This is a genomic window from Rhodococcus sp. A14 (assembly GCF_011603105.1).
Lineage (GTDB): Bacteria > Actinomycetota > Actinomycetes > Mycobacteriales > Mycobacteriaceae > Rhodococcus_F > Rhodococcus_F opacus.
In genome coordinates, this window is record NZ_JAAOQS010000016.1 from 76930 (window position 1) to 99602 (window position 22673).

The 22673-nt window shown below is 68.2% G+C and carries 21 protein-coding genes and 3 pseudogenes; 5 read left to right on the forward strand and 19 right to left on the reverse strand.

Translation table 11 applies throughout. The features are described from left to right. Positions 1–70 precede the first annotated feature (70 nt). Positions 71–1024 (forward strand): phosphatase PAP2 family protein, encoded by a 954-nt coding sequence (locus G9373_RS11740; RefSeq protein ID WP_206032085.1) that lies wholly within the window; start codon positions 71–73, stop codon positions 1022–1024. On the opposite strand, the gene G9373_RS11745 is transcribed toward G9373_RS11740, so the two are convergent. From G9373_RS11745 to G9373_RS11775, 7 genes and pseudogenes are all read right to left on the reverse strand, one after another. Continuing rightward, positions 993–2150 carry an alpha/beta hydrolase gene (locus tag G9373_RS11745; protein WP_167115242.1) on the reverse strand — a complete coding sequence of 386 codons (1158 nt, stop codon included), beginning with the start codon at positions 2148–2150 and terminating at the stop codon, positions 993–995. The genes G9373_RS11740 and G9373_RS11745 overlap by 32 nt on opposite strands. 70 nt (positions 2151–2220) lie before the next feature. Then, positions 2221–2433 (reverse strand): hypothetical protein, encoded by a 213-nt coding sequence (locus tag G9373_RS11750; RefSeq protein ID WP_120661348.1) that lies wholly within the window; start codon positions 2431–2433, stop codon positions 2221–2223. Between the two features lie 260 nt (positions 2434–2693). Next, positions 2694–2900 (reverse strand): TetR family transcriptional regulator, encoded by a 207-nt coding sequence (locus G9373_RS11755; RefSeq protein ID WP_240960467.1) that lies wholly within the window; start codon positions 2898–2900, stop codon positions 2694–2696. Between the two features lie 74 nt (positions 2901–2974). Then, a pseudogene (locus G9373_RS11760) lies at positions 2975–3649 on the reverse strand (DUF2064 domain-containing protein); the annotation flags it as partial. Then, positions 3646–4305, reverse strand: a pseudogene (locus tag G9373_RS11765) (glycosyltransferase family 2 protein); the annotation flags it as partial. The pseudogenes G9373_RS11765 and G9373_RS11760, both read right to left, overlap by 4 nt. A 7-nt stretch (positions 4306–4312) precedes the next feature. Further along, entirely contained in the window at positions 4313–5380 is a 1068-nt protein-coding gene (locus G9373_RS11770) for an NAD-dependent epimerase/dehydratase family protein (protein ID WP_005567858.1), read from the reverse strand. Then, positions 5377–6183 carry an S-methyl-5'-thioadenosine phosphorylase gene (locus G9373_RS11775; RefSeq protein ID WP_005567860.1) on the reverse strand — a complete coding sequence of 269 codons (807 nt, stop codon included), beginning with the start codon at positions 6181–6183 and terminating at the stop codon, positions 5377–5379. Before G9373_RS11775 ends, G9373_RS11770 begins: the two co-directional genes overlap by 4 nt. A gap of 20 nt (positions 6184–6203) precedes the next feature. Between G9373_RS11775 and G9373_RS11780 the strand changes: the two genes are divergently transcribed. After that, complete coding sequence (locus G9373_RS11780; protein ID WP_054248868.1) at positions 6204–7616, forward strand: hypothetical protein; 1413 nt, start codon at positions 6204–6206, stop codon at positions 7614–7616. Positions 7617–7654: 38 nt separating this feature from the next. Here G9373_RS11780 and G9373_RS11785 read toward each other — a convergent pair whose 3' ends face one another. The 5 genes from G9373_RS11785 to G9373_RS11805 form a co-directional block, all read right to left on the reverse strand. Continuing rightward, positions 7655–8323, reverse strand: coding sequence for a hypothetical protein (locus G9373_RS11785; protein WP_054248869.1), 669 nt, complete (start codon positions 8321–8323; stop codon positions 7655–7657). Between the two features lie 89 nt (positions 8324–8412). Next, the gene (locus tag G9373_RS11790; RefSeq protein ID WP_206032070.1) at positions 8413–9072 is read right to left on the reverse strand and encodes a class I SAM-dependent methyltransferase; all 660 of its coding nucleotides are present in this window, start codon (positions 9070–9072) and stop codon (positions 8413–8415) included. Beyond that, complete coding sequence (locus G9373_RS11795) at positions 9069–9581, reverse strand: hypothetical protein (protein WP_167115248.1); 513 nt, start codon at positions 9579–9581, stop codon at positions 9069–9071. Before G9373_RS11795 ends, G9373_RS11790 begins: the two co-directional genes overlap by 4 nt. A 1-nt stretch (position 9582) precedes the next feature. Next, the gene (locus G9373_RS11800) at positions 9583–10833 is read right to left on the reverse strand and encodes a molybdopterin-dependent oxidoreductase (RefSeq protein ID WP_064081039.1); all 1251 of its coding nucleotides are present in this window, start codon (positions 10831–10833) and stop codon (positions 9583–9585) included. A 116-nt stretch (positions 10834–10949) separates the two neighbouring features. Beyond that, entirely contained in the window at positions 10950–12188 is a 1239-nt protein-coding gene (locus G9373_RS11805; protein WP_206032089.1) for a low temperature requirement protein A, read from the reverse strand. A gap of 393 nt (positions 12189–12581) precedes the next feature. Between G9373_RS11805 and G9373_RS11810 the strand changes: the two genes are divergently transcribed. Beyond that, positions 12582–13052: a DUF6325 family protein gene (locus G9373_RS11810; RefSeq protein ID WP_206032071.1), complete on the forward strand. Its 471-nt coding sequence runs from the start codon at positions 12582–12584 to the stop codon at positions 13050–13052. A 16-nt stretch (positions 13053–13068) separates the two neighbouring features. Continuing rightward, positions 13069–13386: an SHOCT domain-containing protein gene (locus G9373_RS11815; RefSeq protein WP_120659866.1), complete on the forward strand. Its 318-nt coding sequence runs from the start codon at positions 13069–13071 to the stop codon at positions 13384–13386. 42 nt (positions 13387–13428) lie between these two features. On the opposite strand, the pseudogene G9373_RS11820 reads toward G9373_RS11815, so the two are convergent. The 3 genes and pseudogenes from G9373_RS11820 to G9373_RS11830 form a co-directional block, all read right to left on the reverse strand. Next, positions 13429–14039 (reverse strand): annotated as a pseudogene (locus G9373_RS11820) (SDR family NAD(P)-dependent oxidoreductase); the annotation flags it as partial. Further along, the gene (locus tag G9373_RS11825) at positions 14036–14965 is read right to left on the reverse strand and encodes an alpha/beta hydrolase (RefSeq protein WP_206032072.1); all 930 of its coding nucleotides are present in this window, start codon (positions 14963–14965) and stop codon (positions 14036–14038) included. The gene G9373_RS11825 and the pseudogene G9373_RS11820, both read right to left, overlap by 4 nt. Then, complete coding sequence (locus G9373_RS11830) at positions 14962–16422, reverse strand: NAD(P)/FAD-dependent oxidoreductase (protein ID WP_167115254.1); 1461 nt, start codon at positions 16420–16422, stop codon at positions 14962–14964. Before G9373_RS11830 ends, G9373_RS11825 begins: the two co-directional genes overlap by 4 nt. 91 nt (positions 16423–16513) lie before the next feature. On the opposite strand from G9373_RS11830, the gene G9373_RS11835 reads away from it, so the two are divergent. Beyond that, positions 16514–17572: an AraC family transcriptional regulator gene (locus tag G9373_RS11835; protein ID WP_206032073.1), complete on the forward strand. Its 1059-nt coding sequence runs from the start codon at positions 16514–16516 to the stop codon at positions 17570–17572. A 52-nt stretch (positions 17573–17624) separates the two neighbouring features. On the opposite strand, the gene G9373_RS11840 is transcribed toward G9373_RS11835, so the two are convergent. From G9373_RS11840 to G9373_RS11855, 4 genes are read right to left on the reverse strand one after another with little or no spacing between them, the layout of a single operon-like run. After that, positions 17625–18512: a carbohydrate ABC transporter permease gene (locus G9373_RS11840; RefSeq protein WP_054245886.1), complete on the reverse strand. Its 888-nt coding sequence runs from the start codon at positions 18510–18512 to the stop codon at positions 17625–17627. Positions 18513–18515: 3 nt separating this feature from the next. Further along, positions 18516–19553 (reverse strand): sugar ABC transporter permease, encoded by a 1038-nt coding sequence (locus G9373_RS11845; RefSeq protein WP_167115257.1) that lies wholly within the window; start codon positions 19551–19553, stop codon positions 18516–18518. Positions 19554–19565: 12 nt separating this feature from the next. Further along, a complete protein-coding gene (locus G9373_RS11850) occupies positions 19566–20831 on the reverse strand; it encodes an ABC transporter substrate-binding protein (protein ID WP_167115260.1) in 1266 nt (421 codons plus the stop codon). Next, a complete protein-coding gene (locus tag G9373_RS11855) occupies positions 20828–22513 on the reverse strand; it encodes a glycoside hydrolase family 13 protein (RefSeq protein WP_167115263.1) in 1686 nt (561 codons plus the stop codon). Before G9373_RS11855 ends, G9373_RS11850 begins: the two co-directional genes overlap by 4 nt. Positions 22514–22673: the final 160 nt, after the last annotated feature.

Consider the following 22673-nt stretch of genomic DNA (forward strand, 5'->3'; position numbering starts at 1 on the left):
AGCACTCACGGGGGATAGCATTGTGCGCGTGGATGACTGGTCGGACGAGCGGTCCTCACCCGCGAACACGCTGCCGCCGGGGACGCCGGGTGCCTCCTGGCGACGAGTGCGGTTCCGGCGCGCGGTGTGGTGTGCGTACCTGCTCGCGCTGGCCGTCACGATCTACACGCTGGGGCTCCCCACCGACCGCATCTACCAGGCGACGTGGATCGTCGCCGGCCTCGTCGCCTTCACGATAGACCGGCCGTGGCAGGACCATCTGCGCGTCGTGCGGGACTGGTTGCCGCTCATCGCCGCTCTCGTCGTGTACGACCTCAGCCGGGGGTTTGCCCACGAACTCGGGATGCCGGTGCGGGCGGAGGAACTGGTGTCCGTGGAGACCTGGCTGTTCGGCGGCACGATCCCCACGGTGTGGTTGCAGGAGAATCTGCTGTCCCCGACGGGTGAGCTGCCGTGGTGGACTCTGCTCACGGGAATCGTCTACACCAGCCACTTCATCGTTCCGTGGGTCGTCGCGGCCGTCTTCTACGTGTACTCGCGCGACCTGTGGTCGGGGTACATGCGGCGGGTGCTGTTGTTGTCGTATCTCGGCCTGGTCACCTACATCCTGCTTCCGTCCGTTCCGCCGTGGCTGGCCGCCGAGGGGGACGTGATCTCGGGCAGCGTGGGCCGCGTCGCCGGTTTCGGATTCGGTGTGGTCCCCACTGATGTCAGCACACGATGGCTGGAGGCGCAGAGCAACCCCGTCGCCGCGCTGCCGTCCCTGCACGCGGCGTTCGCCCTGCTCGTGGCCGTCGCTCTCTGGCCGTTCGCGAAGAACCTGTGGTCGCGGGCGCTGCTGGTCGCCTACCCGCTCGCCATGGCGTTCGTGTTGGTCTACGGCGGCGAGCACTACGTCGTGGACGTGCTGGCGGGATGGGCGTACCTGGGCCTGGCGGTCCTGCTGGCACGGGCGTGGGAGTCCCGCACGACGGTATGGCCCGGCCGGGCCGTCACCGCCGGCCGCCCGCGGCGTCGCTGGTGACCGACACCTCGTCGAACATGGGCTGGAGGAAAGGCAGGATGCGGCCTACGATCGCCTCGTTGTACGCGACCGGTTGCTGATTCGGATTCGCGTGACCGGTCCCGTCGAGCTTCGCCACCAGCAGCGCGCCGTCGGTCCCGCCGGACTGTTCGACGAGGATCTTCTGCGTGTAGTCGACGTCGACCACCTGGTCCTTCCACCCCGCGCGGGGACGCACGAAGACGATCCCGGGCCGCGGCTTGTCTTCCGTCTCCACCGCCAGCGACTTCAGGTTGTCGATCGCACCGGACGCGACGATGGTCTTGAACTGCGATTCGATCAGCCCGTTGCTCGCCACGTCCTCCGACAGGACCTTCTCGGTGAGGACCTCGTCGACGACGTCGCGGAACTCGTCGACGTCGACGTGCGGATACCAGTCCGACTTCGTGTCGAGGAACCTGCTCTGCCGGGCCGCGGTCTCCACCAGCAGGCGCATCGTCCGGCTCTCCCGCGCGCCGGGGAGCCAGCCGATCCACCTCAGCATGTCCTCGCCGCTGTCGCGGCTCCCGGCCCGGACGGCGTGCAGGTCCACCGGGGTGCAGTCGAGTACCACTCCGATGAGGTTGGCGTCCGTGTCCTCGTAGATGTGCTGCGCGACCTCCAGCGCGACGACGCCACCCATGCTGTGCCCGGACAGGACGAGGTTGTCGATGCCCTCGTCGGCCGCGCGGGCGGCGATCAGTTCGCTGATCACCTTGGTGTCGATGCCGCCGTTGTCGTACTGGACCGCCCATACCCGCCCGATGCGGTCGTACGAGGACAGGGTGCGGGCCGTGTCGGTGGCATCCTTGTTGCCCAACCCGACCAGGTCGACGACGGCGGTGTCGTGGTCTGCGGGCGACTGCGCGTCGTACACCTCGTGGATCTGTGGCTGGGTGAGTGCGAGTCGCTCGCGTTCGGGTTGCACGTCGTGAACCCAGTACTGGCCGCCGGCCAGGAGCAGGGGGACGGTCCCGAGCGCGACCGCGGCGAGGAGGCGCCGGGTGCGACCGAATTTCTGCCACTGGTGACCGAGCCGTGTCGCGTGCAGACGCGCCTTGCGGCGATCGTTGCTCCAGTCGGCCACGGTGGACGGATGGCGTGTCATTCTCTCCGACATCCACTCCGATGGTACGCGCGGGAGCAGAGGGGCCCGGTGGCATGGAAGTTACGGTGCGTTACAGCAGTTGGACATTCGCCAGTTTCCAGCCGCTGCCCTCGTGGACCAGCGCCAGTTGCATGCGGTTCCGGTCGACACGAGGGTCCGGGGAGTTGGAGTTGGTGACCGTCTGGTCGAGGAACACCAGGACTTCGGCGGCGTCCTGATCGCCGCTCGCCAGCCCGGCCTGCACGATCTGGGCGGACGACGTGGCCTGGTACTGGACGATCATGTCCCGCAGGTTCGACGCCACTGCGAATACTGTCCGGCGAATGCGCCGACGGAGTTGCTCTTGACCAGCGACAGGTTGGTAAGACCATCGCCGACCGCACCACCCAGTCGCCGGTGCTGGCATGGTGCAGCGCCTTGTGCGGTGTGGTGAGCAGGAAGTTGAACTTGGGCGCCACCAGCTTGTAGACGTCGGCAGTCGCCGAGCACCCGAACGTCTTCCGCTTCCTGGCGGACGGCGAGCTGAAACAGGACGGCGCGGGATCAGCCCTGTCCCTCGACGTCGAGCGCGACCTCACCGACCGGCTGGCCGACGAAGTACCCGGTGTCCGGTTTTCCGGAGTCTTTCGACGACTCGAGCCACAGGTCGGTGGTCGAGACCATGATCCCGACCGCGGCGCGGGCGGTGAACCGGACGTCGGAGACTTCGGCGGACACGGACTCGAAGATCGTCGACGCGACCCCGGCCAGCCATGGGATCGAACTCGATCCCACCGAACCTCTCTGCCTCGCACTTGCCCGCATCAACGCCCCGTGAGTACTTGTCAACCGCGGGCGGTTAATAAGTACTCACGGCGGAAGCGGCTGGACTCCGGACAGAGGGCGGCGACCGGGGCGACGTCGGCCGCGTAGTCGACGTCGCGGAGCGTCGGCAGCGACAGCACCTCGGCGCCCGCCGCGAGGAGCGCCTCCCGGGTGAGGCGTCCGGTGTCCGGACTCGACGTGGGAACCGGGCGGATCGCCTCCGCCGCCACGGCGTCGGGCACTCCGAGGATCCACCACCCGCCGTCCTCCGCGAGTCCGAGGACGCATCGGCCCTTCCTCTCGGTGAGCAGGTCCGCCGATTCCGCGAGCAGTCCCGCCGTCACCTGCGGTGTGTCCGTGCCGATCTGGAGGACCGGCAGGCCGAACGCGTCGAACGTGTCGGTGTGGGCGTTCACCAATCGCTCCGCGAAATCCTCACCCCGTTGCGGCAGCACCGTGAAACGGTCGAGCGCCGACGCGATGTCGGTGCCCCGGACCGCCCGGCCGAGGTCGCCGGTCATCGCCACCACCCGCCGCGCGGCACCCGCACCGGTGACGGCGTCCAGGGTGTCCAGCAGCGAGGCGGCGGCGAGGTCGGCGGCCCGGGCGTCGCCGACGTCCCGCGCGAGCCGGGTCTTCGCGAACCCGGGCACCGGCGCCTTCGCGACCACGAGCACCGCGACGTCGAGAGTCACCCGATCACCTTCCAGAAGTCGTGGATGGCGACGACGGTGCCTTTCAGCGAACCCGACACCTTCGACGCGCCGGCGGTGCGCGGGCGATACGTGATGTCACGCTCCACGACCCGCCAGTGGGCGCGGCCGGCGAGCACCAGTAGCTGCAGCGGGTAGCCCGACCTGCGGTCGTCGACGCCCAAGTCGAGGAGGTCCTGTCTGCGCACGGCTCTCATCGCCCCGAGGTCGTGGATCGGCAGGCCGTACCGGCGCCGGAGTCGTGCGGCGAGGACGGCGTTGCCGGTCCTGCTGTGCAGCGGCCACGTGCCGCGCCGATCAGCTCGCCGCCGTCCCACGGCGAGATCGGCGCCCGAGTCCAGCGCGGCGACCAGCCGGGGGAGTTCACCCGGGTCCATCGAGCCGTCGCCGTCCAGCACGCAGACCACCGGTGTTCGCGCCGCCAGCACGCCGGCGTGCACGGCCGAACCGTATCCCGGGACCTGCTCCCGCACCACCGACGCACCGTGCGCGCCGGCGACTGCGGCGGTGTCGTCGGTGGAGTTGTTGTCCACCACCACCGTCCGGTAGTCGGGTGGCACCGCGGCCAGCACTCCGGGCAGGGATCCGGCCTCGTTCATGCACGGGATCACGACGGTGACGTCCCGTGCACGGATCGGTGCGCGCTCAGACACGGGGAGGTCCCGCCGGCGCCGCGTTCCTCAGGGGTGCGTGCGCGAACGCCGCGATCCCCTCGGCGGGCATGATCTGCGCCCGGAACCCCAGCCGCTCCCGGGCCAGCCGGGGGTCGGCGACGATGTGCCGCACGTCGCCGGGACGGTACTCGCCGGTGACGACGGGTTCGGGGCCACCGTACGAACGCGCGAGCGTCGCGGCCACCTCGCCGATCGTGATCGGTTGTCCCGAGCACACATTGAACGCCGAGAATCCGGTCAGCGCCGCCTCGACCGCAGCCACGTTCGCCGCCGCGACGTCGTGGACGTGCACGAAATCCCGCGTCTGCCTGCCGTCCTCGAACACGTGCGGTGGGTCGCCGTTCTCGAGGGCGGAACGGAACATCGCGGCCACCCCGGAGTACGGGGTGTTGCGCGGCATGCGATCGCCGTACACGTTGTGATAGCGCAGAGCGGTCACGGAACCGCCGGTGGCCAGTGCCCAGGCGAGCGCATAGTTCTCCTGCGCGACCTTGCCTGCGGCGTAGAGACTCCGCGGCCGTAGTGGCGAGTTCTCCTCTACGAGTGCCCACTCCAGACGCTCTCCGGTATCGGGATCCGTCTCGTCGAAGATTCCGGCTGCCAGGTCCTTCTCCCGGCGGGCGGCCGGTTCCACGAACTCGCCCCGCCCGTTGCGGTACCGGCCTTCTCCGTAGACGACCATCGACGACGCGAGTATCAGCTTCTCGCAACCCGACTCGTGCATCGCGGCGAGCAGCGTCGCGGTGCCGAGATCGTTGTGGCTGGCGTAGGCCGGGGCATCGCTCACATCCACACCGGCACCGACGACGGCGGCCTGATGGCATACGACGTCCACACCCCGCAGCAGTTCGATCAGAGCGGGAAGGTCGCGGACGTCGGCGCGTCGCACACCGTCTGGCGGCTCGACGTCGGCACCGTGCGCGGAGCGGAGCAGCGCATCCACGGCCACGACGTCGTGGCCGGCTCCGGTCAGCGCGGCGCGGACGTGACTGCCGATGAATCCGGCCGCACCCGTGAGCAGTACGCGTGTTCCCGTCATGGCAGCTCGATCGGCAGTGTCACACCCTCGTGGACGCGGCAGGCTTCGCAGGCGCCCTCGGGCGCGGCGGCGATCGCGGACCGCACCAGCGTCTTCAGCGACCCGAGATTGCGCTGGAACTCGGCGAACACGTCCACGGCGCGTACACCGCCGCCGGCCTCGATCCCCGCATCGAGGTCGGTGACCAAAGCGATGGTGGCGTAGCACATCTCGAGTTCCCGGGCGAGGACTGCCTCGGGGTGGCCCGTCATGTTGACGAGGGTCCAGCCCTGCCGGGCGAACCACAGGCTCTCCGCCCTGGTCGAGAAGCGCGGTCCCTCGACCACCACCAGCACACCGCCCTCCACGGTGCCCGGCCGGGCGGCGGCCTTGCGCAGGTCCGAGCAGTACGGGTCGGCGAACTGCACGTGCACGCCGCCTCCGTCGAAGTACGTCTGGGTGCGCCCGCTGGTGCGATCGACCAACTGGTCGGGCACGACCATCGAGCCCGGTCCGAGGTCCGGGGTGAGGCTGCCGGCGGCGCAGGGTGCAAACACCTGCCGCACGCCCAGCGTGCGCAGCGCCCACAGGTTCGCGCGGTACGGGATGGTGTGCGGCGCGAATTCGTGCCGGGCGCCGTGGCGGGGGAGGAACGCCACCCGCCTGCCCTCCACGTCGCCGACCGTGATCGGGGCGCTGGGGCGGCCGTACGGAGTGTCGATCGTGACGTCCGCGGCGTCCTCGTCGAAGAACGAGTAGAAGCCGCTCCCGCCGATCACGGCGACGTCCGCGCGGGCCGGTTCGCGTGCACTCATTGCGGTCATGCAGTCAATCCTCCGTCGTTATGCTGGGCGCGAGTGCGACTTTCGCCGAAGGAGATGACGTCATCGGATCCCCGCAGCGCGCCGAGGAGCGGAATATTCCGTACCGCGACGTCGTGGGCGCCGCGCTCGCCCTGATCCTGGTGGTGGTCGCGTTCGTCGTCCCGCGCCTGGGAAACGAGACCATCACCCCGATCGTCAACCGCACCGCGGAGAGCGTGCGGGACTTCGCGGACGCCGCGCCGCTGTTCGGGTTCCGCGACGTGCACTTCGGGTGGGGGACGCCGGTCGCCGTCGCCGTCGCGGCGGCGGTCGTGATGTGGGGGCCGGGCCTGGCACAGACGCTGGCGTGGCGTCGCCTCACGGTGGGAGTGTGGCTCGTTTCCGCCCTGTGGTCGATGGCGCTCGCGCTGGTCGACGGCTGGCAGCGTGGCTTCGCCGGGCGCCTGACCTCCACCGATGAGTATCTCCACGAGGTCCCTCGTGTCACGGACATCCCCGCGACGCTGCGCGGTTTCGCGGGGCGGATCCTGGACCTGCAGGCCGATTCGTGGACCACCCACGTGTCCGGGCATCCGCCCGGTGCGCTCCTGACGTTCGTCTGGCTCGACCGGATCGGACTCGACGGCGGTGCCTGGGCGTCCGCGCTGTGCGTCGCGGTCGGATCCAGCGCCGGGGCCGCGGTGATCGTCGCCATCCGTGCGCTCGGCGACGAGGCCATGGCCCGCCGCGCGGCCCCATTCCTCGTCCTCGCACCCGCCGCGATCTGGGTGGCGGTGTCGGCGGACGCACTGTTCGCCGGTGTGGTGGCGTGGGGGATCGCCCTGCTGGCCCTGTCGGCGACTCGGGCCGTCCCGGTCCCCGCCCTCGTCGCGGTGGCGGCGGGCGTGCTGCTCGGGTTCGGTGTCTACCTCAGTTACGGGCTCACGCTGATGGCGATTCCGGCGGTCGCCGTCCTGGTGATCGCGCGCACGGCCCGCCCGCTGGTCGGCGCGCTGGTCGGTGCGCTCGCGGTGGCGGCTGTGTTCACGCTGTACGGATTCTGGTGGTTCGACGGCTACCAACTGGTGCAGGAACGGTATTACCAGGGCATCGCGTCGGATCGTCCCTTCGCCTACTGGGGCTGGGCCAACTTCGCGTCGCTCGTCTGCGCGGTGGGGTTGGCGGTGCCCGCCGCGCTGCCCCGGGCGTTCGCCTGGTCACGGGTGCGGGCGCTGTCGCCGGTTCCCCTCCTCGTACTCTCCGCGCTGCTGGCGGTGGTGATCGCCGACCTGAGCGCGTTGAGCAAGGCGGAGACCGAGCGGATCTGGTTGCCGTTCGCAGTGTGGCTTCTCGCCGCCCCCGCACTCCTGCCGCGCGGAAGCCATCGGTTCTGGCTCGCGGTGCAGGCCGCCGGTGCGCTGGCCGTCAACCATCTTCTGTTCACGAACTGGTGACGGCCGGCGCATCCGAGGTGCCGTTCGGGGGCAGACGGTCACTTGGTCGCGATCGTGATGGTGGCGATTCCGACCAGCAGCCCCGGCTTCACGGCGTCGGTCTTGAACGTCTCGTTCAGCAGTCCGGCCGCGTCCTCCGAGATCTTGACCTCGGTACCCTGCAGGATCGCGGTGTCGTTCGGTCCTGTCTGCAGCGGCTTCAACGTGCGGCCGTTGAGATCGAACAACACCGCATCGGCCGCCGCGGGCGCACCGTTGACGCTCACGTCCCCGGTGAGCAGCGACGTGCCCGGGTCGATCGCGAAATCGGTGAGTTCGACGACGGTGCCGGGTGCCGCCAGCGACAATCCACTGCCGTCGTGCATGATCTCGCCCTGTACGTAGGGATCGACCGTGCCCGGCTCCCAGTACTTGACGTTGCCGCCGGTGATCGGAAAGCTGACCGATCCGTCGGCGAGGGCCGCCGTACCCACCACTCCGGGAGTGAGGCCGAGCGTCGTCAGGGCTCCGGTGAAGCCGGAATCCAGTGCGACAGCGGTACTCACCCCGGTCAGGTTGTCGACCTGGGCGACGGGTGCGGGTTGCGTGGCTGCTGCTGCGCTGACATTCGACGATGCATTCGAATCGTTGCTCGAGCACGCCGCGAGCGGGGTCAGGGCGAGGGTGCCGATGGCCGCTGCTACGAGTGCTTTTCGATAGTTCGACATGATGATCAAACAACCTTTCCGGAGGAAGGGGTGGTGGGTGGATGTTCACTAGGTATTCGGTGCGACTTCGCCGTCGGATGGGAGAGCTCTTACGCCCATTCCATCCGCACGAAGTACCGATTGGCGTGCTGCAGAACATCGATCACGCTCAGTCCGGCGGCGCGTGCGACCCCGGACATCGCGGCGACACTCACACTCGCCCAGGCGAACCACTCGCCGGCGAGATGCTCCGTCTCCCAGCGCAGTAGTTCGTGACAAACTCCTGTCGTGGTCGGCGGATCCACCTCGGCGATCACAATTCCGTGTGGTTGCAACAATTCTCGCGCGCGACGCAGTATCCGCACCGGCTCTCCGCCGATGCCGATGTTGCCGTCGGCGAGCAGCACCCGGTCCCAGTGCCCGGACCGTGGAAGCGGCGCGAAGATGTCCCGGTGCAGCGCGAGTCCACCGCGGCGGATCGTGAGTTGCACTGCCGTGAACGACGAATCGACGCCCAGCGCCGCGACGCCGGCCGACACGAGCGCCGCGGTGAGGCGCCCCGGTCCGCATCCGAGATCCACGGTGGCGCCGTGACAGCCGGTGAGCATCACCCGGTCCGCGATCCGATCGGAGAGTGAGGATGCATCCCCGCCCATCCACCGGCCCACCGGCAGGGGGCGACGCGTTCCCCGTGCGTCGCGCACCCAGCACGGGAGTCCCGCCGACGCGCGCCGCATCAGAAGGTCCGTGGACACGTCGGCTCTCCTCATGAGCCGCTCACCGTGTCACCATCCTTGCGGGACAGCGCGAGTCGGGTGGCGTACGCGACGGCGGACACCGCGAAGAACGTGGCGGTGAGCAGCAGCCAGCGGTCGAGGAACGGTCCCTGCGTCAGCCCCGTCGCAGCGAGATACGCGTCGGCACCCTGCTCGATGATTCCCGGCAGGAACAGCAGCAGCGTCAGCCCGGACGCGAGCGCCGGTACGCGAATATAGTTGAGCGCCGAAACCGGCTGCGGTCGTGGCGGTCTCCTGCCCCGCAACGCGTTCAGCCCGGACGTCAGGGACCGGTCCGCGAGCGCGTACAGCGGGAACAGCACGAGGTCGTGGGCGATCACCGCGCCGAGGAACCACACGGCGATCGACTTCCACCACACGTCCTGATTCCACAGATTCTGCGGACCGACCACCGCCACCGCATAGCCGGCGAGGGCGAACGTGAACAGCACCGCCAGCAGATGCAGCGGGTTGGCTCCGTAGAAGCGGGCGAATCGGCGCATCTCACGCCTCCCGGAATTCGATGGCCCGCACCCATTTGGTGTTGTGGACGCCGGGCAGGGCGGGAACGATGATCCGGGCGGGGTAGCCGTGGTCGAGGGACAGGTCCGCGCCGTTGACCTCGAGGGCGAGCAGGGCGTCGGCGTCGCGCACCTGATCGGACGTCAGCACCGCCTGGTTGAACGCCCCGGACCGTTCCAGCGACGTCACCTTCGCCGACGTGAACGCCGTCACCCCGGCGGCGTCCGCGAGGTCACGCAGTCGCACGCCCGTCCACGTCTCGGTGGTGGACCATCCTTCGACGCACGCGATCGGAAGGGACGCGGTGTGCGGCGGCATCGCGCGCAGTTGACTTCGGCTCAGCTGCACGGGTTCCGCGCCACCCGTCACCGAGAGCCGCCAGGTGTCGCCGATCTGCTCCGGGGTGATCTGCGCGGCCGCGGCGGTGCGGTTGATCTGAAAGTCGTTGGGACCGTCGCCGTACGAGCGGCCGCGGGGGAGGAGTAGCGCGGCGCTGCGCAGGAACCCGCCGGTGGTCTGCCCGACCGACAGGACGGCGACCAGGGCGGCGCCGCCACCGACCAGGGCGAGGGCGCCGCGGCGGCTGATCGTGGGCGGGGTGGGGTCTTCGGCCACGAGGCCGTTCTCGTCCGGCGGTTCGGGGCGCGTGTCCGCGCGGGACGTGCGCAGCACTTCCCGGAACGACCGGGAACGCAGCGACCTCACCATCAACGGCACCTTCAGGATCGTGTGCGTCACGAACCCGGCAATGAAGACCCACGCGCCCCAGTAGTGCGCCGTGTAGAAGTCGAAGCCGAAGATGTAGTCGTACTGAATGTTCAGGACCCCGGTGATGATCTCGAACAGCGCACCGCCCACCAGGGCGATCAGCGACAGACGTTCGAGCGCCTGCGCCGGCGACCGCACCGGCGGAAACACGAACAGTTTGGGGATCACCGACCACAGCTTGGCGAGCACGATCGGCACCAGGATCAGTCCGAGCCCGACGTGCAGCCCCTGCGTGAGCCGGTACAACCACGACGGCCGGGTGGGCCACGCGAAGTACGGAAGGTGCAGCCACCCGACGTCGCCGGGACGGGCCTGCCCGAACTGCGGACCGTACGCGATGTACGAGAGCAGTCCCGTGACGATGACGACCGGAAGTCCGATGAGCAGGACGAGGCCGAATACCGAGGTCAGCCACGGTCCGCGCAGTGGACTGCGTAATCGTGGGCCGCGAGAGTTGTCGGTCATGGTGTGTCAATCCCTCCGGCTCGATCATCTCGGGCCTCAGAGGTAATTCGGTGCCGCCACCGTGCAGGACTGCTTCGCCCGTGAGTACTTGTCAACCGCCGGACGTTGACAAGTACTCACGGGTGCGAAGCACCTCCGTGGCGGATCTCGTCGCGGGGCTGGTCGTACCGGACCATCTCGTATCCGATCATCGCGACCAGGACCGCGGTGAGCACGCCCAGGGTGGCGAGGGCCGGGATGTGCCAGACGACGGGGAGCAGCGCGATCAGCACGACCGCTGTCACGACGCGCGGCACGGTGACCGACCCCGTCGCGTACGCCTTGAACGCGACCAGCGCGAGGAGGTACAGCGCCGCGCCGCCGAACAGTGCGATCAGCGGCCAGCCGTACAGCGGGTCGGTGAGCCGGTGATGGTTGCCGTCGCCGACGTACGACAGGATCTTCTTCAGGCCGAGCGACAGCATCACGATCCCGATCACCATCGGCAGGTGCAGGAAGCTGTAGCAGTTCCGGGCGATCCTGATCTGACGCGCACCGGTCGCCTCCTCGAAGGCGTGCTCGACGGCCAGCGACGTCACGTCGAAGTACGACCACCACAGCAGCCCCGACACTGCCAGTCCCAGCAGCGAGGCGACGATGATCGCCCAGGAGATCGGCAGGCTCGCCACACCGATGCCGATCGACACGATCGACTCGCCGAGCGCGACGATGATGATGAGGCCGTGCCGTTCGGCGAAGTGGCTCACCGACCGCAACCGCCAGTCGGTACCGCCGATCAGTGTGCCGAGGTAGTCGCCGGCGAGGGCGAGGATCCACATCACCGTCTGCGCGGTGCCGGTGAGTTGCGACGCGATGAGCAGGAACACGGTGCCGGTGATCATGCTCGGTGCGAAGCGCAGCACCTGACCGCGCAGCTGGGGGTCGGTGCGGCTGATCACCCAGAACATCACCAGGTGCAGCAGGCGGACGACGAAGTACCCGAGGGCGAAGATGACGGGGCCGTCGAGTCCGCCGGCCAGGTCGTCGAACGCCTCGGGGATCGTCAGGGCCGTGATGAACATGGCGCCCATCGCGCCGAACATCACCACCCGCACGATGCCCTCGTCGGCGCGCACGAGGTTGCAGAGCCAGGCGTACCCCACCCAGCTCCACCACAGGACGGCCATCACCAGTGCGCCGCGCAGCAGGTTCACCCCGGTGGGGTCCTCGGCCATCAGGTCGGTGACGCGGGTGAGCGCGAAGACGAAGACGAGGTCGAAGAACAGCTCGAGCGGCGATACCGACGCTCGCTCTTCGACGAGACGGGGACGCAAACGATGGGCAAAAGTCACGGGGAGAATGCTGCCACCGGACAGCGACGCGGGAAAGTCCTACGAACGGCGGCGACCCGTGGGGGCGGCCGCAGCCTTTCGTTCGGGCGTACCGACGGGGTGCGGGGGATCCGCGCGGTTGAGAACAACGCCGTGGTGACGAGCAGTGCGGTGACGGCGTACGCCCCCGGAGCGCCTCGAGTCGCGCGCCGGAATTGATGTCGAGGACGCCCTGGGCGGTGGTTTCGGGGACCGACGCCTCCTCCAGGGCCGCGGCCAATTGTGTGTCGGGTGAACCCACCACGGTGGGATCACGGAAAGCCCGTGAGAGGGCCTCGAACCGGATTATGCTCGGACGATGGCCGGAATTCTCGTGGGAGATCCCGGACTACCGTGACCGAGCCCGGATCCGGGGTGGCATCTGCGGATCCGGTTGGCATGCACGAAGAGAGGTTTCCGGTGAACGATATCGATCCGGAGGATAGCGGACCCATCGATTATCTCGTGGTGGAGTTCCCTGCCGACCGACGACCGGACGGATCAGCGTTGGCGATCCTCCGCGAACTCGTCGAGCAGGGCACCGTGCGAGTGCTCGACCTGGTCTTCCTTCGCAAGGAAACGGACGGCTCCGTCGTGGCGATCGACGTCGTCGACGTCGGACTCGTGGGCGATATAGATGTGTCGCTCTTCGCCGAGGCCTCGACCGGCCTACTCGACCTGACGGACATCGCCGACGCCGGATCCGTGCTCGAGCCAGGTGCTTCGGCTGCGGTACTGGTCTACGAGAACACTTGGGCCGCACCGCTCGCAACCGCCCTGCGTCGCACCGGAGCGCAACTCGTGGCGTCGGGCCGCATCCCTGTACAGGGCATCCTGGCGTCACTCGACGCTCTCGAAGCCAGAAACTGATACCGAGGACAACACCATGCCTGGACTTCTCCGCGGGATCGCCCGCACCGCTGTCATCGCCGGAACCGCGACGTCCGTGTCGAATCGAGTGTCTCGACGTCAGGGCCAGCGGTGGGCGGCGAAAGAGCAACCGCAGCAGCAACCGCAAGCACCGCAGAACGAGGCCCCGGCCTACGCCGAGGCACCCCCGCCGCAGGCCGCCCCCACACCCTCCTCGGGAGGAGGGAGCGTCGACCGGATCGCCGCTCTGAAGGATCTCGGAGAACTCCGAGCGCAAGGTGTGCTCACCGAAGCCGAATTCAACGCCGAGAAGGCGAAGATCCTGGCGTCCTAGGACGACCGCGGCAGTCTCCTACTTTATCCACGGCATGGAAGGTACTCCGTCGAGAATCGTCGTCGCGGCCATCTCCGGGGTGTGGAGGGCGAGCCGCTTGTCGAAGAACTCCGCGAAGGTCTGCGCGTCCTCGTCCTCGGCGACAGTGGCGTTCCGGGCGACGGCGGTCTTGATGCCACCGGGATGCACGCACGTCACCTGGACGGGGTGCTTGGCGATCAGCATCTCCTGACGCAGCGACTCGGTGAAGCCGCGGACGGCGAACTTCGCGGCGTTGTAGGCGCTCTGGCCGGGCACTGCGATCAGCCCGCACAGGCTCGAGATGTTGACGACGTGTCCGTCGCCGGACGCGATCAGATGCGGCAGAAAGGCTTTGGTCCCGTTGACGACGCCCCAGAAGTCGATGTCCATGATCCGCTCGATGTCCTTGAACTCGGACTTCTCGACGCTGCCGTTGTAGGCGATGCCGGCGTTGTTGTAGATCTGGTGGACCGTGCCGAAGTGTGCGACGACGTCGTCCGCGTAGGCAAGCACTGCTTCCCGTTCGGCGACGTCGAGCTTGGCGCCGTAGTTCGCGAGATCGAGGGCGAGGGCCCGGCCGATGCCGGATCTGCTCCGGTGATGACGGCGACTTTGCCGTCGAACGTACTCATGTGGATGCAACCTGTGCTGTGTCGGGGTGAATCTTCAGGACGTGCCGGCGCAGGGCTGCGCCGAGGTCGGTGACCGCCTGGCGTGCCTCGGCGAGGATGCTGACCTGGAGGTGGAAGTCGTGCCAGAGGTCGTCGAACCGGAGATGGTCGAGGACGCCCCCCGCGGCGGCGACGGCTGCTTCGATCTTCTCCGCGTCGACGGAGATCGGATCGTCGCCGGCGGTGTGCACGACGATCGGCGGCAGGCCCGCCATGTCGCCGTACACCGGGGAGATCCCCGGCGATCGCGGATCGTGGTGTCCGGCATAGCGCGGGGCCCATTCCGCCGTCATGGACGGAAGGATGAGGGGATCGCGCAGCACCGGGCGCGTCCTGTCGACGTCGATCGCGAGGTCGGCCCATGGGCAGATCAGGCCGAGCGCGGCCGGGGCGGGGAAGCCACGATCACGCAATGTCATCGCGAGCGCCAGCGTCAGTCCGCCGCCGGCGGAATCACCCGCGACGACGGTGGTGTTCGGGTCGAGTCCGTCGTCGAGTAGCCGGGAGTAGACCGCGACCATTTCCTCGAGCGCAATCGGGTAGCGGGATTCCGGTGAGCGTGAGTAGGCGGGGATCACCGCGGCCGTCCCGGCGGCCGCGGCGAGGTGCGCGACCAGGCCGCGGTACCCCTTCGCGCTCCCGAGGGCGTATCCGCCGCCGTGGAGGTAGATCAGCGTCCCGCCGGTGGTGTGCGCCGGCCGCACCCGGACGACGGGGACACCGGCGACCGTGTCGCGCTCGAACCGGGTGCCGCGAGGCGGGCGCGCGGCGGCCGTCACCGTCTCGACCATGAGGCGCTTCGTCCCGACGGGCACGCGGTGGGACGCAAACAGCGGTCGTGCGCTGCGCAGACAGGTCCGGATGACACCTCGGTCGATGTTCCTCATGCCGGCGCCCCGAACTGCAGGAGCCCGTCGTGAACCGGGTCTTCGAGGAGCATCGTGGAGTCCTTCTCGTAGTGCATGAGAACCTTCCACGGCTCCTTGGACCCCTGGCGGGGCATGACATCCTTGCCGCGCTGCACGTACCCGGACTGCAACTGGTCGAGCATGCCGATGTCCATCGCGGAGTTCTCCACGTCGCGGGGCGTCGCGACGGTGTGACCGCTCTCGTCCATGTACCGGAGCAGCCGGCACAGGTAGGCGCCTGCGATGTCGGACTTCAGGGTCCACGGCGCGTTGGTGTAGCCGAAAACCCAGGCCAGGTTCGGGATTCCCTCGACGAGCACCCCTTTGTAGGTCATCTGCCCGTGCAGCGGGCGGGGCTGCCCGTCCACGGACAGTTCCATTCCGCCGAGCACCTGGATCTTCAGGCCGGTGGCGGTGACGACGACGTCCGCCTCCAGTTCCCGTCCCGACTTCAGCAGGATGCCCTTCTCGGTGAACGTGTCGATATGGTCGGTGACGATCGACGCGTCGCCGGACGACAGCGCGGTGAAGAGGTCCGCGTCCGGCACCGCGCAGAGGCGCTCGTCCCACGGCATGTAGTTCGGCGTGAAGTGGCTCATGTCGAATCCTGGGCCGAGGCGTCGTCGAACCTGCCAGAGCAGGAATCGCCGCATCTGCCGGGGCCACCGCCGGCATGCCAGGTAGAGCCCGCGCTGGAGGGCGATGTTGCGCTTGCGTCCGAACGCGTACACCCACTTGGCGGGGAGGAATCGGCCCAGTACCTCGGAGATCTTGTCGAGTGCGGGTATCGAGAAGATGTACGACGGTGAGCGTTGCAGCATGGTCACGTGCTCTGCATCGCCGGCCATCGACGGGACCAGGGTAACGGCGGTGGCGCCGCTTCCGATCACGACGACCTTCTTACCGGTGTAGTCGAGGTCCTCCGGCCACTGCTGTGGGTGGACGCACCGGCCCTGGAACCGGTCCGTACCCGGGAAGTCCGGCAAGTGGCCGGCGTCGTAGTCGTAGTAGCCGGTGCAGCTGACCAGGTACCCGCAGGTGTAGGTGCGAATGTCGCCGGTTGCCTCGTGCAGGGCCGTCACGGTCCAGCGTTCCTCGGCCGTCGACCAGTCGGCCTCGACGATCTTCAGGCCGTAACGAATCTTGTCCTCGACGCCGAACTCCCGCGCGGTATCGGCGATGTACTGGCGGATCGACGCACCATCCGCGAGCACCTTCGAGTCGTGCCACGGCCGGAACTTGTAGCCGAACGTGAACATGTCGGAGTCGGACCGAATACCGGGGTAGCGGAACAGATCCCACGTCCCGCCCAGCCGCTCGCGGCGCTCCAGCACGGCGATGGTCTTGTGGGGGAACTCGGCTGCCACCTGGCAGGCCGTTCCGATGCCGGACAGTCCGGCACCGATGATCAGAACGTCGAAATGTGTCGTGCTCATGGCTTCCTCGCGCTTCTGCCTGCTGGGTTTGCAGGATGGGGTACAAACAGAATGACTGTGGGCCACGTCACAGGTCTTGACACTTCCGGACATGCTTTTAGCATTTCCCGACACCGCTTCCGGCGAGAGGGGAGTTGATCCCGTGGGAAGTCTGATCCGGGCCACGAACCTCTGGGGATGCGGCGACCTGATCCGGGAGCTGGGCGCCGACCCGGAATCGTTCCTCGCGCGCTTCCACATCCCACCGGGAGTCGAGCGCGAGGAGGACGCGTTCGTGTCGTTCGAGGCGGTCGTGCACGTGCTGGAGGCCGGCGCCGCCGACCTGGGCTGTCCGGACTTCGGGCTCCGGCTCTCATATTGGCAGGGCTTGGACATCCTCGGGCCCGTCGCCGTGATCGCGCGGAACGCGCAGACCGTGCACGGCGCGTTCGAGGCGATTGCCCGCTACTTCTACGTGCATTCGCCCGCCCTGAAGCTGACCGTCCGGCCGCGCACCGCAGGGGGTGACGTCCGGTTCGTCTACGAGATGACGGAACCGTCCATGCCCTATCTGCCTCAGGGGTACGAGCTGGCCATGGCCAACGGCGTCCGCATCCTGCGGCTGCTGGGCGGACCGGACGCGCGTCCCTCGATGATCTCGTTCGTGCACGACCAACTCGGGTCGGACGCCGCCTACCGGGATGCGCTGGACTGCCCCGTCCTGTTCGGACAGTCGTGGTGCGGGTTCGAACTGCCCCGCGCCCTGGCGGACCGGCGGATCGACAGCGCAGATCCGGAGACCCGGCGCATTGCCACGAAATACCTGGAATCCCACTACCTGCCGAGCACCGCGGCGCTGTCCGAACGGGTGTCGGAGCTGGCCCGGCGCCTGCTGCCCACCGGTCATTGCAGCGCCGAGGCCATCGCCGACCAACTGTCGATGCATCCGCGCACGCTGCAACGACGTCTGGCCGAGGAGGGTGTGCGATGCCAGGACCTCATCGAACGGGAGCGTCGCGACCAGGCGGCGAGATACCTCGCCGAACCGGGATTTCATCTCGGCCAGATCGCCGGACTGCTCGGCTACACCGAACAGAGCACCCTCAACCGTTCCTGCAGGCGGTGGTTCGGGAAGACGCCGAGGCAGTACCGGGCCGACCTGCACCCGTGAGTACTTGTTAACGTCGGGCGGTTAACAAGTACTCACGGGCGGCGGAGCCGCATTACTTGACGCCACCGGCGGTCAGGCCGGACACGATGCGGCGCTGCAACAGCAGCACGATGATGACGAGCGGGATGGTCACGACCGTTCCCGCTGCCATCACGGACGTGAACGGCTCCTCGTGCGGCTTGCTACCCGCGAACTGCGCGATGGCGACGGTGGCCGGCTGGGTCACGTCGTTGGACAGCTGACTGGAGATCAGGTACTCGTTCCACGACGCGATGAACGCGAGGATCGCGGTGGTGAACAGTCCGGGTGCGGCCAAGGGCAGCAACACCATTCGGAATGCCTGCCGCCTGCTGGCCCCGTCGATCCGGGCTGCCTCCTCGAGTTCCCACGGCAACTCCTTGAAGAACGCCGTGAGGGTGTAGATGGTGAGGGGCAGCACGAACGAGATGTTCGGGATGATCAAAGCCTGGTACGTGCCGAACCAGCCCATCGACGTGAACAGCTGGAACAGGGGCGTCAGGACGGCGACACCCGGGAACATCGACGCCGCCAGGATGATTCCGAGGACGACGTGCTTTCCCCGGAACTGCAGTCGCGCCAGTGCGTACGCGGTGCCGATGCCGACGATCAGGCCGATCGCGGTGGTCACGGCGCCGATGATCGTGCTGTTGACGAGCGCCCTGGCGAAGTGGTTGCCCGCCTCCGTCGAGAACACGCTCGCGAAATTCTCCAGCGTGACGTGGGTGGGCCACGGCGTGGTGTCGAACGTGTAGTCGGAGTGGCGGAAGGCGGTGACCACCATCCAATAGACGGGGGCCAGACCCCAGACGACGATCACCGCCAGGCCGAGGTAGGTGCGGATGGATGCGAGCGACGGTCCCCGGCGCCGGTGTACCACCGCGGGCCGGGACATCCCCGGTGTGACGACTGCTGTGGACATGGATCAGGCCTTTCGCTGCTGCTCTTGGGTGTCGATCACGTTGACGCCCATCACCTTCACCAGTACGTAGGCGACGGCGAAGATGAACAGGAACGTGATCGTGGAGAGGGCGGACGCGCTGTTGAAACCCTGGCGCATCTGGTCGATCACCAGGATCGACAGGGTGGTGGTGGCCGTGCCATCGCCGCCACCGCCGCCGGTGAGGATCGCCGGGAGGTCGTAGATCCGCAGGACGTCGAGCACCCGGAAGAGGACCGCCACCAGAATGGCCGGCTTGATGAGCGGCAACGTGATCGACCGGAACCGCTGCCAGACATTCGCGCCGTCCATCCGCGCCGCCTCGTACACCTCGGCGGGCACCATCTGCAGTCCGGCGAGGATCAGCAACGCCACGAACGGTGTCGTCTTCCAGGCGTCGGCGATCACGACGGCGAACCGGGCAGGCCACGTGTCACCGGTCCACAGGATCTCCGTGCCGAGCAACTTGTTGGCGATGCCGTCGTACGCGAAGACGAAGTACCACAGCTTCGCGGTGACGGCGGTCGGGATGGCCCACGCCACGAGGATGCTGGTACGTAGCAGTGCCCGACCGCGGAACGCCCGGTTCATGATGGTGGCGAACCACAGTCCCAGCGCGACCTCGATGGCGACCGTGACGACGGTGAAAAACACGGTGACCCACACCGACTGCCAGAACAGCGATCCCAGCGTGCCGCCGGGGCAGGACACGGATGCTCCGGTCGTGTCGGTGCACCGCTGGAACAGCCAGTGCGTGTAGTTCGACAGTCCCGCGAAACCCTGGTCGACGAACTTGCCGGTGGCGGGATCGATCGTCGGGTCCTTGAACAGCGACATCACCATGGCGCTGACCACCGGGTACAGAACGACGATGCCCAGCAGGATCATGGTCGGCAGGATCAGGAACATCGCCGCCCTGCTGCGCCCCGTCGGCGGTCGCGCCGGCACCGGTTCGCCGGATCCCGCGCCGCCTCGGTGTGGGGGAGCGGCTGTCTTCTCGAGTGAGAGTTCGTGAACGGTCATCGGCTGTCTCCTCTAGGACCCGGCCGCGGCGATCGCGGACTGGATGTCGGCGGCGGCCTGGTCCACCGTCTTCTCGCCTTTGATCGCGGCGTAGGCGTTGTTCTGCACGGCCCGGGTGACCGCGGGATAGAACGGGGTGACCGGCCGGGTCACGGCGTTCTCGATCGACGTCTTCAACGTGGGGAGGTACGGGTACTGCTCGACCAGTTCCGGGTCGTCGTAGACGTCGGCGCGGACGGGGGCGAGCGATCCCTGCGAGAGAAAGAACGCCTGCGACTTCTTCTCCAGGAAGAACTTCAGGAAGTCCGAGGCGGTGGCCTTGTGCTCGGAGTACACGTTGATCGCGGCGCTGTGCCCGCCGAGAGTCGAGTGACCGGGTCCGCCCTTCCCCGGCAGCGGCACCACCCCGAACTTGCCCGACACCGCGGAACTGCCCTGTCCGTCCATCAGGCTGTACGCGTACGGCCAGTTGCGCATGAACAGCAGATCGCCGCTCTGGAATGCCTGCCGTGCCTGTTCCTCCTGGAACGTGACGGACTCGCGGGGGATCGCACCCGAACGGTAGGCGTCGACGAGCGATTGCAGCCCCGCCTTGGCTTCCGGGGTATTCATCGTCGGGGTCACGCCGTCCGGGCCGAGGATCGACCCGCCTGCCGTGTTGATGGCCTCGGACGCGTTGACGGTCAGCCCCTCATACTTGGCGTACTGTCCGGCGTAGCAGCCGATTCCGGCGTGCCGCGCCGTCCCGCACGCGCCGATGAGCTCGTCCCAGGTGGCGGGCGGATGATCCATCAGGTCGGTGCGGTAGTAGAGCAGGGCACCGTCACTGGTCTGCGGAGCCGCGTACAGGACGTCCCCGTACGTGGCCCCCTCGACCGTCGCGGGTAGCAGGCCGGACGTGTCGATCGCCATCGGACCCTCGAGTGGTTGCAGCCACCCGCGGGCCGCGAATTCGGCGGTCCACACGACGTCGACGACGGTGACGTCGTATCCGGAGTCGCGGGACTGGAAGTGCTGCACCAGGTCCTCGTGCTGCTGGTCCGCCTGGTCGGACTGCTCCTTGAACGTCACCTCCTCCCCGGGGTGGGTGGCGTTCCACTCGTCGATCAGCGGCCGGACGACGTTGGAGTTGTCCTTGCCCTGCACGTAGGTGATGGGCCCGCGGCCGTCGAGGTTCTCCTTCTCCGCCTGCGCGGCGGCGTCGATGCCCTGATCGGCGCAGGACGTCGCCGCGAACAGGACGCCGACGGCCACCGCGCAGGCGGCGACGCGCTTCATCGTGATTCACCCGCGCCCGGTTCCGACAGCCACACGGCAGCGTCGGACGGGAGAACTCCGCCGGTGATGCCGGCGACCGAACCGAGCACGACGGTCAGTCCTTCGGGGAGTGCGACCGGTTCGGTACCGGTGTTCACCCAGCACTGCACCGCGCCGCGGGCGAACGCGAGCACGTCGCGGGGTGTGTCGAGCCACTCGACGGCATGCGGGGTGTCGAAGAAGTCGCGGCGCAGTTCCAGCGCCTCGCGGTACAGCGTGAGGAACGACTCGGGGTGGCCGGCCTGCGCTTCCGCGGTGTGCGGGGCCCAGTGTTCCGGCTGCGGAAGCCATGTGTCCTCCTCCGCGTCGAACGGGGAGAAGCCGTACGGCACCGCGTCGTTCGACCACGGGATCGGAACCCGGCAGCCGTCCCGGCCGCAGTCGGTGAAGCCGGTCTGGAACCACGTCGGATCCTGACGGGCCTCGTCGGGAAGGTCCTCGACCTCTTCCAGTCCGAGTTCCTCACCCTGGTAGATGTATGCGGTGCCCGGCAACGCCAGCTGCAGCAGGGCGGCGGCGCGGGCACGACGCCTGCCGAGTTCGTGGTTCGGCTCCTCGAGCGCCCAGCGGGCGCGCTCCCAGTCGGTTTCGACCAGGTGGTCGGGCTGTGAGCGGGAGTAGCGGGTGACGGTGCGGGGAACGTCGTGGTTGGAGAGCACCCACGTGGCGGGTGCCCCGACGGTGGCCGCCTGTTCGAGCGCGTCGTCGATCACGGCGCGGATGCTCGCGGAACGCCACGGGGCGCGCAGGAAGTCGAACTGGAACGCGGTGTGCAGCTCGTCGGGGCGCAGGTAGCGGGCCAGGCGGTCGTTGCCGGGCACCCAGGCCTCGGCGACGAAGACGCGGTCGGCGTAGGCGTTGGCAACGGCGCGCCAGCCCCGGTACACCTCGTGGACGGCATCCTGATCCCACGCGGGGTGGGGGTCGGTGTGCTGCGAACCGGGAAGGCGCTCACCGGCATCGGGGAGTGCGGGGTCCTTGGCCAGGCCGTGGGCGACGTCGATCCGGAAGCCGTCGACGCCCTTGTCGAACCAGAAGCGCAGGATGTCCTCGAACTCCGTACGGACCTCGGGGTGCTCCCAGTTGAGGTCGGGCTGGGCGGGAGCGAACAGGTGCAGGTACCACTCGCCGGTGTCCAGGCGGCTCCATGCGGGACCGCCGAACGCGCTCTGCCAGTCGTTGGGCGGCTCGTCGCCTGCCGGGCCGCGGCCGGGGCGGAAGATGTAGCGGGCGCGGGCTCCGGGCTCGTCGCGGAGGGCGGCCTCGAACCAGCGGTGCTCGCTGGAGGTGTGGTTGGGCACGATGTCGAGAATCACGCGGATTCCCAGTTCGTGGGCCTCGGCGATGAACACCTCACCCTCCGCGAGCGTGCCGTACGACGGCTCGATGTCGCGGAAGTCGGCCACGTCGTAGCCGGCGTCCGCCATCGGCGACGGGTACCAGGGATTGATCCATACGGCGTCGATGCCGAGGTCGGCGAGGTAGGGCAGCTTGGAACGCAGACCGGTGAGGTCGCCGACGCCGTCGCCGTTCCCGTCGGCGAAGCTGCGGATGTAGACCTGGTAGACGACGGCTGTCTTCCACCAGGCTTCGGGGTGCCGGCTCGCGACGGTGGTTGCGGTCGACTCCGCGGACTGGGTCATCGAATCTCCTCGGTGCGGGGATGGGATGGGGGAATGTGATGCGTAAACGTTTGCGTAAATAGCGTGAGGCACGTCACAGGTGGCTGTCAACTCGGGCAGGGTGATTTCTTTTGCGCACTACAGCGGCATGGATTCTGTGAGGAATCTACGCAAATATTTG

Excerpts from the sequence above, each read along its gene's own strand:
- G9373_RS11770 (WP_005567858.1), bottom strand. The coding sequence starts at position 5,380 with ATGACGGGAACACGCGTACTGCTCACGGGTGCGGCCGGATTCATCGGC.
- G9373_RS11800 (WP_064081039.1), bottom strand. The coding sequence starts at position 10,833 with ATGACCGACAACTCTCGCGGCCCACGATTACGCAGTCCACTGCGCGGA.
- G9373_RS11750 (WP_120661348.1), bottom strand. The coding sequence starts at position 2,433 with ATGATCGTCCAGTACCAGGCCACGTCGTCCGCCCAGATCGTGCAGGCC.
- G9373_RS11850 (WP_167115260.1), bottom strand. The coding sequence starts at position 20,831 with ATGAAGCGCGTCGCCGCCTGCGCGGTGGCCGTCGGCGTCCTGTTCGCG.
- G9373_RS11855 (WP_167115263.1), bottom strand. The coding sequence starts at position 22,513 with ATGACCCAGTCCGCGGAGTCGACCGCAACCACCGTCGCGAGCCGGCAC.
- G9373_RS11815 (WP_120659866.1), top strand. The coding sequence starts at position 13,069 with ATGCCTGGACTTCTCCGCGGGATCGCCCGCACCGCTGTCATCGCCGGA.
- G9373_RS11795 (WP_167115248.1), bottom strand. The coding sequence starts at position 9,581 with ATGCGCCGATTCGCCCGCTTCTACGGAGCCAACCCGCTGCATCTGCTG.
- G9373_RS11785 (WP_054248869.1), bottom strand. The coding sequence starts at position 8,323 with ATGTCGAACTATCGAAAAGCACTCGTAGCAGCGGCCATCGGCACCCTC.
- G9373_RS11810 (WP_206032071.1), top strand. The coding sequence starts at position 12,582 with ATGCACGAAGAGAGGTTTCCGGTGAACGATATCGATCCGGAGGATAGC.
- G9373_RS11840 (WP_054245886.1), bottom strand. The coding sequence starts at position 18,512 with ATGTCCACAGCAGTCGTCACACCGGGGATGTCCCGGCCCGCGGTGGTA.
- G9373_RS11745 (WP_167115242.1), bottom strand. The coding sequence starts at position 2,150 with ATGACACGCCATCCGTCCACCGTGGCCGACTGGAGCAACGATCGCCGC.
- G9373_RS11780 (WP_054248868.1), top strand. The coding sequence starts at position 6,204 with ATGCTGGGCGCGAGTGCGACTTTCGCCGAAGGAGATGACGTCATCGGA.
- G9373_RS11825 (WP_206032072.1), bottom strand. The coding sequence starts at position 14,965 with ATGAGGAACATCGACCGAGGTGTCATCCGGACCTGTCTGCGCAGCGCA.
- G9373_RS11830 (WP_167115254.1), bottom strand. The coding sequence starts at position 16,422 with ATGAGCACGACACATTTCGACGTTCTGATCATCGGTGCCGGACTGTCC.
- G9373_RS11775 (WP_005567860.1), bottom strand. The coding sequence starts at position 6,183 with ATGACCGCAATGAGTGCACGCGAACCGGCCCGCGCGGACGTCGCCGTG.
- G9373_RS11835 (WP_206032073.1), top strand. The coding sequence starts at position 16,514 with ATGCTTTTAGCATTTCCCGACACCGCTTCCGGCGAGAGGGGAGTTGAT.
- G9373_RS11845 (WP_167115257.1), bottom strand. The coding sequence starts at position 19,553 with ATGACCGTTCACGAACTCTCACTCGAGAAGACAGCCGCTCCCCCACAC.
- G9373_RS11790 (WP_206032070.1), bottom strand. The coding sequence starts at position 9,072 with ATGAGGAGAGCCGACGTGTCCACGGACCTTCTGATGCGGCGCGCGTCG.